At 64.0% G+C, this 14122-nt stretch carries 12 protein-coding genes; 7 read left to right on the top strand and 5 right to left on the bottom strand.

What is annotated here, in order from left to right; all coding sequences use genetic code 11:
- Positions 1–26 precede the first annotated feature (26 nt).
- The 6 genes from BM175_RS04755 to BM175_RS04730 all read left to right on the top strand — a co-directional run bounded on the left by BM175_RS04755 (position 27) and on the right by BM175_RS04730 (position 9178).
- Positions 27–2447, top strand: coding sequence for a mechanosensitive ion channel domain-containing protein (locus BM175_RS04755; RefSeq protein WP_175526756.1), 2421 nt, complete (start codon positions 27–29; stop codon positions 2445–2447).
- Between the two features lie 139 nt (positions 2448–2586).
- Complete coding sequence (locus BM175_RS04750) at positions 2587–3219, top strand: ATP-dependent Clp protease proteolytic subunit (protein WP_055884034.1); 633 nt, start codon at positions 2587–2589, stop codon at positions 3217–3219.
- Positions 3220–3461: 242 nt separating this feature from the next.
- A complete protein-coding gene (clpX, locus tag BM175_RS04745; protein ID WP_055884037.1) occupies positions 3462–4730 on the top strand; it encodes an ATP-dependent Clp protease ATP-binding subunit ClpX in 1269 nt (422 codons plus the stop codon).
- 247 nt (positions 4731–4977) lie between these two features.
- Positions 4978–7401: an endopeptidase La gene (lon, locus tag BM175_RS04740; protein ID WP_090959958.1), complete on the top strand. Its 2424-nt coding sequence runs from the start codon at positions 4978–4980 to the stop codon at positions 7399–7401.
- Positions 7402–7571: 170 nt separating this feature from the next.
- A complete protein-coding gene (locus tag BM175_RS04735) occupies positions 7572–7883 on the top strand; it encodes an HU family DNA-binding protein (protein WP_090959956.1) in 312 nt (103 codons plus the stop codon).
- Between the two features lie 149 nt (positions 7884–8032).
- Positions 8033–9178 (top strand): amidohydrolase, encoded by a 1146-nt coding sequence (locus tag BM175_RS04730; protein ID WP_090959953.1) that lies wholly within the window; start codon positions 8033–8035, stop codon positions 9176–9178.
- 24 nt (positions 9179–9202) lie between these two features.
- On the opposite strand, the gene BM175_RS04725 is transcribed toward BM175_RS04730, so the two are convergent.
- A complete protein-coding gene (locus BM175_RS04725) occupies positions 9203–10243 on the bottom strand; it encodes an HWE histidine kinase domain-containing protein (RefSeq protein ID WP_090959950.1) in 1041 nt (346 codons plus the stop codon).
- A gap of 119 nt (positions 10244–10362) precedes the next feature.
- On the opposite strand from BM175_RS04725, the gene BM175_RS04720 reads away from it, so the two are divergent.
- Positions 10363–10686 carry a BLUF domain-containing protein gene (locus BM175_RS04720; protein WP_090959948.1) on the top strand — a complete coding sequence of 108 codons (324 nt, stop codon included), beginning with the start codon at positions 10363–10365 and terminating at the stop codon, positions 10684–10686.
- Between the two features lie 46 nt (positions 10687–10732).
- On the opposite strand, the gene BM175_RS04715 is transcribed toward BM175_RS04720, so the two are convergent.
- The 4 genes from BM175_RS04715 to BM175_RS04700 all read right to left on the bottom strand — a co-directional run bounded on the left by BM175_RS04715 (position 10733) and on the right by BM175_RS04700 (position 14013).
- Entirely contained in the window at positions 10733–11479 is a 747-nt protein-coding gene (locus BM175_RS04715) for a superoxide dismutase (protein ID WP_090959945.1), read from the bottom strand.
- Positions 11480–11573: 94 nt separating this feature from the next.
- Positions 11574–12077 carry a copper chaperone PCu(A)C gene (locus BM175_RS04710; protein WP_090960226.1) on the bottom strand — a complete coding sequence of 168 codons (504 nt, stop codon included), beginning with the start codon at positions 12075–12077 and terminating at the stop codon, positions 11574–11576.
- Between the two features lie 84 nt (positions 12078–12161).
- Entirely contained in the window at positions 12162–13526 is a 1365-nt protein-coding gene (locus BM175_RS04705) for a PepSY-associated TM helix domain-containing protein (RefSeq protein ID WP_090960223.1), read from the bottom strand.
- 133 nt (positions 13527–13659) lie between these two features.
- Positions 13660–14013: a hypothetical protein gene (locus tag BM175_RS04700; RefSeq protein ID WP_175526755.1), complete on the bottom strand. Its 354-nt coding sequence runs from the start codon at positions 14011–14013 to the stop codon at positions 13660–13662.
- Positions 14014–14122 lie beyond the last annotated feature (109 nt).

Below are 14122 nucleotides of genomic sequence, written 5' to 3'. Positions count from 1 at the left end.
CCATGCCCGCCACGGACCGGAGCTCCATGATCCGACACACCGGTGCTCGAGCGCTGCTTCTCGCGCTTTGCTTCTTGCTCGCCTCAATGATCGCGTCGCAGCCGATCATGGCGCAGACATCGACCCTGCTTCCTTCGCTTCCTTCATCATCCTCCGGCTCCCAGAGTGGCGAAGGAACCGTCAGCGCCGACCAGCGGGAGGGGATCGACGACCTTATCCGCATCCTTGAGACGGAGGCGACACGCAACCGGCTGATCGAGACGCTGAAGGCGAGTGCCTATCAGGCGCCGGAGAAGTCGGCCGCTTCCGAGACCCCGGTTCTCTCCGGCGACGGCGATCTCGCCCAGTCCGTGCCGGCTCATCTCGCGTCCTACACCCGATCGGCCGTCGCGGCTCTCCAGGACGGTACGACAGAGATCGCAGGTCTGATCGCTCAGGCGGGCACCTTCCTGTCGGGTGCGCAGGCCATCAACCTGCCTCGGGTCTGGCAGGCGATCCTCCCGGTGTCGACGATCGCGATTGCGACGCTGCTCGCGCTCGCCGTCGTGTCATGGCCGCGACGCCGGCTTGTCGAATGGCTCGGCACAAGGGCGAAGCCCAAGGCGCCCGTGTTGCGATTGTTTCTTGCCGCCGTCGCCATGCTGGCCGACGCGCTCACGGTCATCATCGCCGTCGCGGCCGGCCATGCCACGTCGCTGGTGCTGTCTGGTGGTCCGCCCGACATCAACGAAGCTCTGTTCCTGAACGCATTCGCTCTGACCGAACTCGTCAAGGTTGGTCTCGCGGCCTTCGTCGCGCCTTTCAATCCGCCGCTCCGTCTGACGCCCTTCAGCGATGGTCAGGCGCGATACTGGTATCGGCGATTGGCGCTGGTGATCACGCTTCTCGGCTACATCTTCCTGTTCGTTGCGCCGGTGGTCCAGTCGATCTCCAGCATCGCCGCCGGCAACGCCGTCCGCTTCCTCGTAGTCACGGTCGCGTATCTGTTTACGCTCTGGCTGGTTCTGGCGAACCGGGAGCGGGTGAAGAAGCGGTTGCAGCGCGCCTATCGGGAAGGCGCCCGAAATCCGCAGGCGCGGGTTCATCACCTTCTCGGACAGCTCTGGTGGCTTCTGGCGGCGTGCTTCATCAGCGCGCTCTTTGCCCTTTGGATCAGCAGCCCGCGCAACGGCTTCCAGTTCATGCTCGCGGCTTCGCTGATGTCGATCGCGGCGATGGCGATCGGTGGACTGGTCGTATCCATCCTGACGAAAATCATCGCGCGAGGCATCCGCGTCTCGGCTGGGACAAGCGAGCGCTTTCCGCTTCTGGAACGCCGTATCAACGGCTTCATCCCAAAACTCCTCCTGATTCTCCGGATCATCGTGATCGCGGCGGTGATCGCGGTCATTCTGCATGCCTGGTCGATCATCGATCTGGAAACATTCGCTTCCAGTGACGTTGGTCGTCGGATGATGAGCGCGTTGGTCGGAGCCTTGGTGATCCTGACCGTCGGCTTCGGTATCCACCTCGTCTTTTCATCGTGGGTCGAATACCGCCTCAATCCGAACTTCGGTTCGGTGCCGACGGCGCGGGAGCGCACTCTCCTGTCGCTGTTCCGAAACGCGCTGACGATCGCGCTGGCGTTGATCGTCATGATGCTGGTGCTCTCGCAGATCGGCATCAACATCGCGCCGCTCCTCGCAGGTGCCGGCGTCGTCGGCCTCGCGGTCGGTTTCGGTGCGCAGAAGCTCGTTCAGGACATCATCACCGGCGCTTTCATCCAGATCGAGAATGCACTGAACGAGGGCGATGTCGTCCAACTCGGTTCCGTGTCCGGTGTCGTCGAGAAGCTGACGATCCGCTCGGTCAGCCTCCGATCCCTCGATGGCACCTACCATCTCATTCCCTTCTCGTCGGTCGATCAGGTCGCCAACATGACGAAGGACTTCTCGAACTTCGTCGCCGACGTCTCCGTCGCCTACCGGGAGAAGGTGGACGAGGTGAAGACGGTGATGCTGGACGCCTTCGATCGCGTACGGCAGTCGCCGGAAGGGACCAGCATCATCGCCGACTTCGAGATGCTCGGCGTGGAAACGCTCGGCGACAACGCCGTCGTGGTTCGCGGCCGCGTCAGGACCCTGCCGGGCAAGCAGTGGGGGATCGGTCGGCTTTACCGGGAAGTCATCAAGGAACTGATGGACGAGCGCGGGATCGAGATTCCGTTCCCGCAGACGACCGTCTGGTTCGGTGAGACGAAATCGCACGAGGCGCCGCCCTTGCGCCTCGCGGGGGTGACTGCGGTCGAGCCGGCCGGCGGCGTGCCGCCGATTGACGATCCTGCGGCGGCGTCTGCGACGCCGACCGATCCGTCCAAGCTGAAGACCGTCACGAGAAACTTCGATGGTACCATCATCCCGCCGGACCCGAAGGAAGACCACGACGACGACGGAGATCCGTCCCGCTGAGGGCAGGGCTCGCGCGGGGCTGCCGGGGTTCGGGGCGCCTTCTTGCGCAGGCCGCCCCGCGCGCCCTATCTAGGCAAGCGGAATACCGAGCCTGATTCGACCGACACGGCGTCGGCCAGCCCCTTCACGAGAGACCACCATGAAGCATCCCGTCGAGACCATGATGAACCTTGTTCCGATGGTCGTCGAGCAGACGAACCGGGGCGAGCGGGCCTATGACATCTTTTCCCGTCTCCTTAAGGAGCGCGTGATCTTCATCACGGGCCCGATCGAGGACGGCATGGCGACGCTCGTCTGCGCCCAGTTGCTGTTCCTCGAGGCCGAGAACCCGAAGAAGGAGATCGCTCTCTACATCAACTCGCCGGGCGGCGTGGTGACGTCGGGCATGGCGATCTACGACACCATGCAGTTCATCAAGCCGGCCGTCTCGACGCTCTGCATCGGCCAGGCCGCGTCGATGGGCTCGCTGCTTCTCTGCGCCGGTCACAAGGACATGCGCTTCGCGACGCCGAACGCCCGAATCATGGTCCACCAGCCGTCGGGCGGCTTCTCCGGTCAGGCGTCGGACATCGAGCGTCACGCGCTCGATATCATCAAGCTGAAGCGCCGGCTCAACGAGGTCTACGTCCAGCACACGGGCCAGGATTACGAGACCATTGAACGCACGCTGGACCGTGACCATTTCATGACGGCGGACGAGGCCAAGGATTTCGGTCTGATCGACAAGGTTCACTCGACCCGCGAGGCGGTCGAGGCGGCCATCTCGTCCTGACGTGAGACGCGCAACCGTCCTTGAAGTCGCCACGAGGCGGGCTTAGCCTTTCAGGCTCGCCTCTCTTAAGCGTCGATCAAGGATAGCGTCGCTAGACTGTCACGGATGCGAGAGGGCCCGAGGCCGGAACCGCGTCCGCGGCGGGCGGTTGCTTTGTTCGCGGTGCAGCATAGGATGAGTCACGGGTCACTCGACCTATCTCCGGACCTCCACGTCCGAGGTACGGAACGGAAGGAAGAACGATGAGCAAAGTGAGCGGCGGCGACAGCAAGAACACGCTCTACTGCTCTTTCTGCGGAAAGAGCCAACACGAAGTCCGCAAGCTGATCGCCGGGCCGACGGTCTTCATCTGCGACGAGTGCGTCGAGCTCTGCATGGACATCATCCGGGAGGAGAACAAGTCCTCCATGGTGAAGTCCCGCGAGGGCGTTCCGACTCCGCAGGAGATCATCAAGGTCCTCGACGACTACGTCATTGGCCAGTCCTTCGCCAAGAAGGTTCTGTCGGTCGCGGTCCACAACCACTACAAGCGCCTCGCGCACGCGTCGAAGAACAACGACGTGGAACTGGCGAAGTCCAACATCCTGCTGATCGGCCCCACCGGCTGCGGCAAGACGCTGCTCGCCCAGACGCTCGCCCGCATCCTCGACGTGCCCTTCACCATGTCGGACGCGACGACGCTGACCGAGGCCGGTTACGTCGGCGAGGACGTCGAGAACATTATCCTCAAGCTCCTGCAGTCGGCGGACTACAACGTCGAGCGCGCGCAGCGCGGCATCGTCTACATCGACGAGATCGACAAGATCAGCCGCAAGTCCGACAACCCGTCGATCACGCGTGACGTGTCGGGCGAGGGCGTGCAGCAGGCGCTTCTGAAGATCATGGAAGGGACGGTCGCGTCCGTGCCTCCGCAGGGCGGCCGCAAGCATCCGCAGCAGGAGTTCCTGCAGGTGGATACGGCCAACATCCTGTTCATCTGCGGCGGCGCCTTCGCCGGCCTCGACCGCATCATCTCGGATCGCGGCCGCAAGACCTCGATCGGCTTCGGCGCCAATGTCGAGAGCCCCGAGGATCGCCGCACGGGCGAGCTCTTCCGGAAGGTCGAGCCCGAGGATCTTCTGAAGTTCGGGCTCATCCCCGAGTTCGTCGGCCGTCTGCCGGTTCTGGCGACGCTCGAGGACCTCGACGAGCCGGCGCTCGTGCAGATCCTGGTCGAGCCGAAGAACGCGCTGGTGAAGCAGTACCAGCGCCTGTTCGAGATGGAGAACGTCGAGCTCTCGTTCCACGACGACGCGCTGAAGGCGATCGCTCGCAAGGCGATCGAGCGCAAGACCGGCGCCCGCGGCCTCCGTTCCATCATGGAGTCGATGCTGCTCGACACGATGTTCGATCTGCCGACGCTGGAAGGCGTGCAGGAAGTCGTAATCTCGGAAGAGGTCATCGATGGGAACGCGCGGCCGCTCTACATCTACTCGGACCGCAAGGACGAGAAAGAGACCGCGAGTGCCTGACGCACGTTCCAGCCGGATCATCTGAGCTTATCGAGCCCGCTCCGGAGCGCCGGGGCGGGCTTAACTTTTGTAAGAGGCGGTTCGCCGACCGCACCGTTCACCATCGAAGAGCCTGCGGCCGGGTGCCACGGGTTGAACGGAGCGAGAACGGCGACCACATTGCAGTTGCGAAAAGGCCTTTCGATCCGGCGCCAATTGGGCCGATCCGAAAGGGCCTCCGGCGGCTCATGCCGCAGAAAGGACAAGCATGTCAGACCCGACGTTCAAAGCCGACGCGCCTGCCGAGGCCGGTCAGTACCCGGTCCTGCCGCTCCGCGATATCGTGGTGTTCCCGCATATGATCGTCCCGCTCTTCGTGGGGCGCGAGAAGTCCATCCGGGCTCTCGAAGAGGTCATGGGCGCCGACAAGCAGATTCTCCTGGCGACGCAGAAGAACGCGGGCGACGAGGATCCGGCGCCCGACGCGATCTACGATCTCGGCACGCTCGCCAACGTTCTCCAGCTCCTGAAGCTCCCCGACGGCACTGTGAAGGTGCTGGTCGAGGGCGTCTCTCGCGCGAAGATTTCGGGCTTCACCGACCGCACAGACTGGCACGAGGCGAACGCCACGATCGTCCCGGAGGTCGAGGATGACGCGGTCGAGGTCGAGGCGCTGGCCCGCTCGGTGATCTCGGAGTTCGAGAACTACGTCAAGCTGAACAAGAAGATCTCGCCCGAGGTCGTCGGCGCTGCCGGCCAGATCGACGACTACTCCAAGCTCGCCGACACGGTCGCGTCGCATCTCGCCATCAAGATCCCCGAGAAGCAGGAGATGCTCGGGATCGTCAGCGTTCAGGAGCGCCTTGAGCGCGCCCTCAGCTTCATGGAGTCCGAGATTTCGGTGCTTCAGGTGGAGAAGCGCATCCGCTCGCGCGTCAAGCGCCAGATGGAGAAGACGCAGCGCGAGTACTACCTGAACGAGCAGATGAAGGCGATCCAGAAGGAGCTTGGCGACGGCGAGGAAGGCCGCGACGAGCTCGCCGAGATCGAGGAGCGCATCAAGAAGACGAAGCTCTCCAAGGAAGGCAAGGAAAAGGCCTCGGCTGAGCTGAAGAAGCTGCGGCAGATGAGCCCCATGTCGGCCGAGGCGACCGTGGTGCGCAACTACCTCGACTGGCTGCTCGGCCTGCCGTGGGGCAAGGCGTCGAAGGTTCGCATTGACCTGAAGAAGGCCGAGGAGATCCTCGAGGAGGAGCACTACGGCCTGGACAAGGTCAAGGAGCGGATCGTCGAGTATCTGGCCGTGCAGAGCCGTCAGGCGAAGCTGAAGGGCCCGATCCTGTGCCTCGTCGGCCCTCCGGGCGTCGGCAAGACGTCGCTTGCGAAGTCGATCGCCCGGGCGACCGGCCGCGAGTATGTCCGCATGGCGCTCGGCGGCGTGCGCGACGAGGCCGAGATCCGCGGCCATCGCCGGACCTATATTGGCTCCATGCCCGGCAAGGTCATCCAGTCGCTCAAGAAGGCGAAGCGGAACAACCCGCTCTTCCTGCTCGACGAGATCGACAAGATGGGCCAGGACTTCCGCGGCGATCCGTCGTCGGCGCTGCTCGAGGTGCTCGATCCGGAACAGAACGCGACGTTCATGGATCACTATCTCGAGGTCGAGTACGACCTCTCGTCGACGATGTTCGTGACGACGGCTAATACGCTCAACATCCCAGGTCCGCTGATGGACCGCATGGAGTTGATCCGGATCGCCGGCTACACGGAGGACGAGAAGATCGAGATCGCGAAGCGGCACCTCCTGCCGAAGGCGATCAAGGATCACGCGTTGCAGCCGCACGAGTTCTCGGTCAGCGAGGACGCGCTGCGCGACATCGCCCGTCGCTACACCCGCGAGGCCGGCGTGCGCTCCTATGAGCGCGAGCTGTCCAAGCTGGCGCGAAAGGCGGTGACGAGCATCCTCAAGGGTGAGGTGACCAAGGTCGAGGTGACGGCGGCCAATCTCGCCGACTATCTCGGCGTGCACCGCTATCGATACGGCGAGGCCGAGGCTGAGGATCAGGTCGGCGTGGTGACGGGTCTGGCCTGGACCGAGGTCGGCGGCGAACTGCTGACGATCGAAGGCGTCATGATGCCTGGCAAGGGCAAGATGACGGTGACGGGCAACCTGAAGGACGTGATGAAGGAGTCGATCTCGGCTGCTGCCTCCTATGTCCGCAGCCGCGCCATCGAGTACGGCATCGAGCCGCCGCTCTTCGACAAGCGGGACATCCACGTCCACGTGCCGGAGGGTGCGACGCCGAAGGACGGCCCGTCCGCCGGTATCGCTATGGCCACCGCCATCATCTCGGTGATGACGGGCATCCCGGTTCGGCGCGATATCGCCATGACCGGCGAGGTCACGTTGCGGGGCAGGGTGCTGCCGATCGGCGGCTTGAAGGAGAAGCTGCTTGCGGCTCTTCGCGGCGGAATGACCAAGGTTCTGATCCCGGCCGAAAACGCCAAGGATCTGGCCGACATTCCGGACAACGTGAAGAACAACCTCGAGATCGTTCCGGTCTCCCGGATGGGCGAGGTGCTCCAGCACGCGCTGGTTCGCATTCCGCAGCCGATCGAGTGGACCGAAGAGGATGCCGCGGCTCACCTCGCCAAGCAGAAAGATGATTCGCAGGGCGCCATCGCGCACTGAGGTCTCCGGCACGGTCAAAAACGCTCAGAATGCCGCCCTCCGGGCGGCATTTTTCGTTCGGGGCCCTTGTTTTGGTGGGTTTGGGACCATCTCGACCTTGAAGGCCGACCATCTTTTCCGCAGTGTACCTCACCGAGTCGGTGCGACTAATTCAACGCTGGAGACTGTGTATGAACAAGAACGAACTCGTCGCCGCGGTGGCGGACAAGTCCAAGCTTTCGAAGCAGGATGCCACCACTGCCGTCGATGCCGTCTTCGACGCGCTGCAGGACGCCATGGCCAAGGGCGACGACGTGCGCCTCGTCGGCTTCGGCACGTTCTCCGTTTCCCACCGCGCGGCATCCAAGGGCCGCAACCCGTCGACGGGCGCCGAGGTCGATATTCCGGCCCGCAACGTCGCCAAGTTCACCCCGGGCAAGGGCCTGAAGGACGCTGTGAACGTCGAGGCCGCGCCGAAGGCGAAGGCCGCCAAGGCTAAGTAAGTTTTCGATATCGTTGGGAGCGCCCTGCGGCGCTCCCATTTTTGAGACTGAAAGTCGGCAGCTCACACGACGGCGGCCTGCGCTTCGGTTCGTTTCCCGGTCGCAGCCCATGTGCTGCGGCGGTCCCCTTCGATGCGAGCGAGTTGCCTATGCGGCTGGACGATCCCCACCTGTCGGAGATCGTGGCGCTGCGGCGCACCCTTCATTCGGACCCCGAGGTCTCGAACAACGAAGTTCGTACCGCTCGGGCGCTCGCGGAATACCTCGGTCAGTGTGAGCCGGACGAGCTTCTCACCGGTCTAGGCGGGAATGGCGTTGCCGCGACATTTCGAGGTGGCAGCGAGGGACCGACCGTCCTGCTGCGATCCGAACTCGATGCGCTTCCGATCCAGGAAATTGGAGATCGATCCCACCGGTCTCGGCGCGACGGAGTAGGGCACCTTTGCGGCCATGATGGCCACAGCGCCATCCTTGCCCTCTTCGCCCGACGGCTTGCCGAGCGACGGCCCGAGCGAGGCCGGGTCATACTCCTATTTCAGCCTGCCGAGGAAACGGGTGAGGGCGCTGCGCACGTCATCGAGGATCCCCGCTTTTCCGCCATTCGGCCGGACTTCGCCTTCTCCCTACACAATCTTCCGGGGCTGCCGCTCGGCGAAGTCGCTCTTCGTGACGGGCCGGTCAACTGCGCGTCCCGTGGCCTGCGCATCGTTCTAACGGGGCGCACGGCGCACGCTTCAATGCCATGGGACGGCGTTTCCCCCCGGACGGCACTGACGCATTTGCTGGAAGTGCTGCCGGAACTGAGCCGTGGACGCGAGTTGGATGATGCCTTCAGACTGGTGACGGTCACGCATGCCCGCCTCGGCGAGGCGGCATTCGGCATCGCACCCGGACACGCGGAGATATGGGCGACGTTGCGCACGCTGCGGGACGGTGGGATGTCGGACTTGTGCGGCGACGCCGAGGCGCTGGCAAAGCGGGCGGCCGCCGGGCACGGCCTTTCGATCGATATCAGCTACCACGATGTCTTCCGGCACTGCGAGAACCACCCGGATGCAGTGCGCATCCTGCGCGCGGCATTGGATGCGCAGGGCGTGCCTCACTCGCCGGGGCAGCCGATGTATCCGTCGGAGGATTTCGGCCGGTTCGGCGATCACGCCCGTTCCGCGATGTTTTTCCTTGGGGCGGGGGTCGATCACCCACGCCTGCACAATCCCGACTATGATTTTCCCGACGAACTTATACCGATCGGGACGGACGTGTTCGAGCGGGTCGTGCGGGACCTTCTCGGCTAATGCCGAAAGGGCCGCCCTCTGATGTCAGGGGTAGGTCCAACTCGTCGCTTCGCGCCCCAAGGGTTGTAGGGGTGCACGAAGGCGAAACACGAAGCCGGATGCGTCGAAGTCGATCGTCGCGGTGCCCCCGAATTCCGCCGCAAGAACTCGCTCGACGATCCGGATGCCGTAACCGGTACGGGTCGGGCGCGATACAGGCGGACCGTCATGTTCGTACCAGCCGAAATCGAGTTGCTCGTCCTCGATCGCCCAGCGGATCTCGACCGTGCCGTCCTGATTCGAAAGGCTGCCGTGCTTGATCGCGTTTTCTGCCATTTCGTGGATCGCAAGCGATAGCATGGTCGCGATCCGTGGCTTCAGGCGAACCTCCGGGCCCTCTACGGTGAGGCGACCTCCGACGCTATCGTGAAGCGGCTCGAGGGCGCCCTTCACGACATCGCTGAGCAATGCGCTTGCCCAGGCTTCCGCGGTCAGGACGTCGTGGCTGCGAGCAAGGGCCTGAATGCGTCCGGACACTGCGGACGCGACATTCGCCGGCACCTTGGCGTCGCGTAGAGTCTGCAGGACGACGCTCTGCACGGTCGCGAGCGTGTTCTTCACCCGGTGATCGAGTTCGCGGTTGAGAAGGAAGCGGTGCTCCTCGGCGCGCTTGCGGTCGGTCACATCGAACTGGGACGCAAAGAAGTAGGCCAGTTCGCCGTCTTGGAACACCGGAGAGATGAGAAGCGCGTTCCAGAAGGTGGTGCCGTCCTTGCGATAATTCAGAAGGTCGATCTCGATCGATTGACGCGCCTCGATCGCCTCACGCAGACGGCCGACATCGTCCCGGTTGGTCGCGGGACCCTGCAGGAAGCGACAGTTGCGCCCCAAGATCTCGTCACGGTCGTAGCCCGTGAGGCGGAGAAACGCGTCGTTGCAGAAGACGATCGGGTTGTCTTCCTCGCGCGGGTTGGTGATGATCATCGGCATGCGCGTCACGCGAACCGCGGATGCGAAGGGATCGGCGCTGAGACCGCTGGTGATCTCCAGCTCCCGACCGATGCGCCGGCGTTCCTGCTCTCTCATGTTCGCTTGCGCCCGCTACATCCGTGCCGCGAGCAGGATCTCCTTCGAGCCGCCCGTCTTAGCGATTGCTTGCGTGGTTCGGCGTCGGATGGCAATGGTCCGATGGCTCGGAGGTCCGAATGTTTCTGCGTTTAGTCTACGTATCCAACCTTTCCGACGACGTGTCGCACGAAAGCCTCGACGGCATCGTCGAGCAATCGTCCAAACGAAACGAGCGGAACGGCGTGACCGGCATGCTCGCCTTGGACGGCAGGCGGGTGCTTCAGATCCTGGAAGGGCCTCCAGAAGCGGTTCAATCGCTCTACGAGCGGATCCGAAAAGACACGCGCCACCAGCAGGTTGTCGAGATCGATCGGCGCATGGTGGACGCTCGTCATTTCGGCAGTTGGGGCATGGAGCGACGCAGCATGGTCGACGTCGTGATGCTGGCGATGACGCTCTGAACAAAACGGAGAGCGCCGATCGGCGCTCCCCATCGCTCGGCGCGTCTCAGCCTTCCATCGCCTTGGCGTAGTTCTCGGACACCTTGGTCCAGTTCACGGCATCCCACCACGCCGACAGGTAGTCCGCCCGACGATTGTTGTACGTGAGATAGTAGGCGTGTTCCCACACGTCGTTGCCAAGAACCGGCATGCCGCGCGTCTCCGCGACGTCCATCAGAGGATTGTCCTGGTTCGGTGTCGAAACCACCGCGAGCTTCTTGTCGTCGCCGACGATCAGCCAGGCCCAGCCGGAGCCGAAGCGGCTGGTGCCGGCTGCCTGGAACGCCTTCTTGAACTCGTCCATCGAACCGAAGGACTCGTTGATCGCGCTGGTCAGCTCGGCCGACGGCTCGCCGCGTTGACCCTCCGGTGCCATGATCTGCCAGAAGAACGTGTGGTTCCAATGTCCGCCGGCGTTGTTTCGGATGGCTGCGGGACGTCCGCTGACCGACGCCAGCAACTCCTCGACAGGAACGTTCGCGATCGACGGGTCGGTCTTCGCGGCATTGTTGAGAGCGGTCACAAACGCCTGATGATGCTTGGAGTGGTGCAGCTCCATGGTCTTCGCATCGATGATCGGTGCCAGCGCATCGTAGGAATAGCCGAGTTCGGGAAGTTTGAACGGCTCAGACTGTGCGGCTGTCTCGGCTGTAGCCGGCGCATTCTGCTGCGCGTTGGCGGAATGGATCGGGGCCAGCGCCCCGGCCGTTACGGTGAGGACGGCAAAGGTCGTGCAAAGGGTCAGGCGACGCATGGAAGCGCTCCGTTTGGACGGTAAACCCATTCGCAACGAAGCCTCCCCGCAGATGTTGCAAAAACAAGTCGTGATCGACGGCGCCGGTTCGCGCTTATTGGGCGTGTGCCGTGTGCTCGCTCTTCGCGCCCATGGCGTCGACCTTCAGCTGCACCTCCACCGTCCCCGCTTTCTCGAAGGTCAGATCGAGCGGCACCATCTGCCCCTCCTTGAACGGCTCCTTCACCCCGACCAGCATCAGGTGGAGACCGCCCGGCGCAAGTTTCGCCTCGCTGCCCGGCGTGAGATCGAGCCCGCCTTCGACCTTGCGCATCGTCATCACCCCATCGGTGATAGACATGTCATGCACTTCCACCGAGGTCGCAGCCGGCGAACTGACGGATACCAGTCGGTCCGCGTTCGTGCCGTCATTTTTCAGGACGAGGTAGCCGACACCCGTGCGTGCGCCCGGCGGCATCGCACGGCTCCAGGGATGCCCGATTTCGATCGAGCCGACCTTGTATTCATGAGCCGCTGCGAGGGAGGGCAGGGTGGAAACTGCCCCGAGAGCGGCAGCGGCCGCGACAAGGGACCGAACGGCGGAAGCTTTGTTGGCCATGAGGTGCATCCGGAGAAAAGAGGGTGCGAAACGTGTTGTTCGGGATGAAGGGACAAGGCGTCGAGACCTTGTCCCGTCGAGGACTCATGCGGCGGCAGGGCGCACGAGCTTGCGGATGGCGGTGTCGATGATGAGCATCACAACGAGCGAAGCGCCGACCAGCGGGAAGAGGATGCCGCCGACCGCCAGCAGAGCCAGAAGGCCCCAGAGAGCTCTCGGCTCCTTCGGCATCGGCGGAACGCCCATGGAGCGCGCCGGACGACGCTTCCACCACATGACCCCGGCGGAGACCGCCAGCACGACGTTGCCGATGCAGACCAGCAGGAGGACGATCTGGTTGGCGAGCCCGAACTGTTGTCCAAGATGGACGCTGATGCCCCATTCGAGGGCCTTTCCCAGCGGTCCGTAGTTACCGTATCCCATGTCGAGGAGAGGGACGCCGCTGTACTGGTCGAGATGCACGACGCGCTGACTGGCTGCGTCGTCGGGGTAGACCGAGCCGGTGTAAACACCGGTCTCGCTGGTCGGAATGTTCACGGCGTAGCCGCGATGCAGTCCGAGACGGTCGAAGGTTTCGATCGCCTCGTCGAGGCCGATCGGGGACCGCGCGGAAGGCGCCGAGACAGGAACCTGTGCCTGCTCCATCGACCAGCTGGTCGTGCCTGCGTCGCTGAGCTTGGCCTTCGACATGGGAATGTCGACGCGTATGCCGGACGGATAGCCGAAGTTGGAGCCGTTGGCCCACTGGTTCACCTGCCCGCCCCAGACCTGAGACCAGGGCATGCCCGTCACCGCCAGAAAGACGAGGAATCCTCCTACCGCGATGCCGGTGACGGCGTGGGCGTCGCGCCAGAACACGCGTCGCGACGGCGTTCCGCGCACGGAAACGACGCCGCCCTTCTGTCCCCGCGGCCACCATAGGAACACACCCGTCGCGACGAGCAGGATCGACCAGCCGGCCGCGATCTCGATGACTCCACGCGCGATCGGTCCGAAAAACTTGAGGCTGTGGAACTGACGGATCGTCCACATGACGGTTCCCCGGTCGGGCAGGGCTCCCAGCACATTGCCGCTGAAGGGATCGACGTAGACGGCAAGCCGCTCCCCCGTGTCGGTGCGCACCGTCACTTCGGCGGACGACGTCGGATCCGCGGGGCTCGTGAACTTGACCGCGGTGCCGTGATGGACGGCGAGTGCGGCGTCCACCATCTCCGACGGTCTGACGAGGCTGGCGCCTTCTAGGGCGACCACACGCTTAACGTCGGAATGAATGATCCCGTCGATCTCGTCGCGGAAGAGGTAAAGACCGCCGGTGATCGACAACGTTAGGAGGAACGGCAGGACGAAGAGTCCCGCATAGAAATGCCATCGCCAAACGGCGCGGTAGAGGTCGATCGCATTTGCCGCGCGCGCGGTGCGCCCCGGACGATCGAGGGTGAAGTCCGACATGGAGGGAAATCCGGAAGCGGAGAGACGTTCGCCTTGGCCGATGGGCCAGGCATGAGCCATCCACGCCGTCCTGGCCGGCCCGCAAGGGGCGGCGCGAAGGAAATACGATGATGGCTCAAGGCGGAAAGCGGTCTCAGACGGCTTTCGGTGGTCCACGCGTGTTGCGTGGCGTTTCCGCAATGCCGGGCAGGACATCCGCGTAACTGCGGAACCTCGGGGCCGCGACGATGAGCCCCCACGGGGTGGCCAGCGGCGCTACGACGACCGGATCAATCAGACCCGCGAACATGCCGCAGGCGAGCGTGCAGCATGCCATGACCTGTGCATGGTTTTCGGCCGGGCGATCGTGGCCTGCGTGCCCGATCTCGGCGCTGGCAAGACAGAGCACGTTGCCGAACTGGTCCCGCCGCACGCTGTCGGCGTTGGCGCCCTGGGACAAGGCCAGCAGCGCGCCATGGACGACGAAGAGCAGTGCGACGATGCGCACGACCCAGTCTGCCCAAACCCTGCGCTGCGCCGTCACCGTCCGATCGCTCCCCGAAAATCCTCTCGACCTCGATAGCACGAGCGATCCGCGCGGGATACGTGGACAAACG

Source organism: Aureimonas phyllosphaerae (assembly GCF_900113065.1).
Classification (GTDB): domain Bacteria; phylum Pseudomonadota; class Alphaproteobacteria; order Rhizobiales; family Rhizobiaceae; genus Aureimonas; species Aureimonas phyllosphaerae.
Note: the sequence above shows the minus strand (reverse complement) of the source record. Positions and strands in the feature narration are given on the sequence as shown.

Excerpts from the sequence above, each read along its gene's own strand:
- BM175_RS04755 (WP_175526756.1), top strand. The coding sequence starts at position 27 with ATGATCCGACACACCGGTGCTCGAGCGCTGCTTCTCGCGCTTTGCTTC.
- BM175_RS04750 (WP_055884034.1), top strand. The coding sequence starts at position 2,587 with ATGAAGCATCCCGTCGAGACCATGATGAACCTTGTTCCGATGGTCGTC.
- clpX (WP_055884037.1), top strand. The coding sequence starts at position 3,462 with ATGAGCAAAGTGAGCGGCGGCGACAGCAAGAACACGCTCTACTGCTCT.
- lon (WP_090959958.1), top strand. The coding sequence starts at position 4,978 with ATGTCAGACCCGACGTTCAAAGCCGACGCGCCTGCCGAGGCCGGTCAG.
- BM175_RS04735 (WP_090959956.1), top strand. The coding sequence starts at position 7,572 with ATGAACAAGAACGAACTCGTCGCCGCGGTGGCGGACAAGTCCAAGCTT.
- BM175_RS04730 (WP_090959953.1), top strand. The coding sequence starts at position 8,033 with ATGCGGCTGGACGATCCCCACCTGTCGGAGATCGTGGCGCTGCGGCGC.
- BM175_RS04725 (WP_090959950.1), bottom strand. The coding sequence starts at position 10,243 with ATGAGAGAGCAGGAACGCCGGCGCATCGGTCGGGAGCTGGAGATCACC.
- BM175_RS04720 (WP_090959948.1), top strand. The coding sequence starts at position 10,363 with ATGTTTCTGCGTTTAGTCTACGTATCCAACCTTTCCGACGACGTGTCG.
- BM175_RS04715 (WP_090959945.1), bottom strand. The coding sequence starts at position 11,479 with ATGCGTCGCCTGACCCTTTGCACGACCTTTGCCGTCCTCACCGTAACG.
- BM175_RS04710 (WP_090960226.1), bottom strand. The coding sequence starts at position 12,077 with ATGGCCAACAAAGCTTCCGCCGTTCGGTCCCTTGTCGCGGCCGCTGCC.
- BM175_RS04705 (WP_090960223.1), bottom strand. The coding sequence starts at position 13,526 with ATGTCGGACTTCACCCTCGATCGTCCGGGGCGCACCGCGCGCGCGGCA.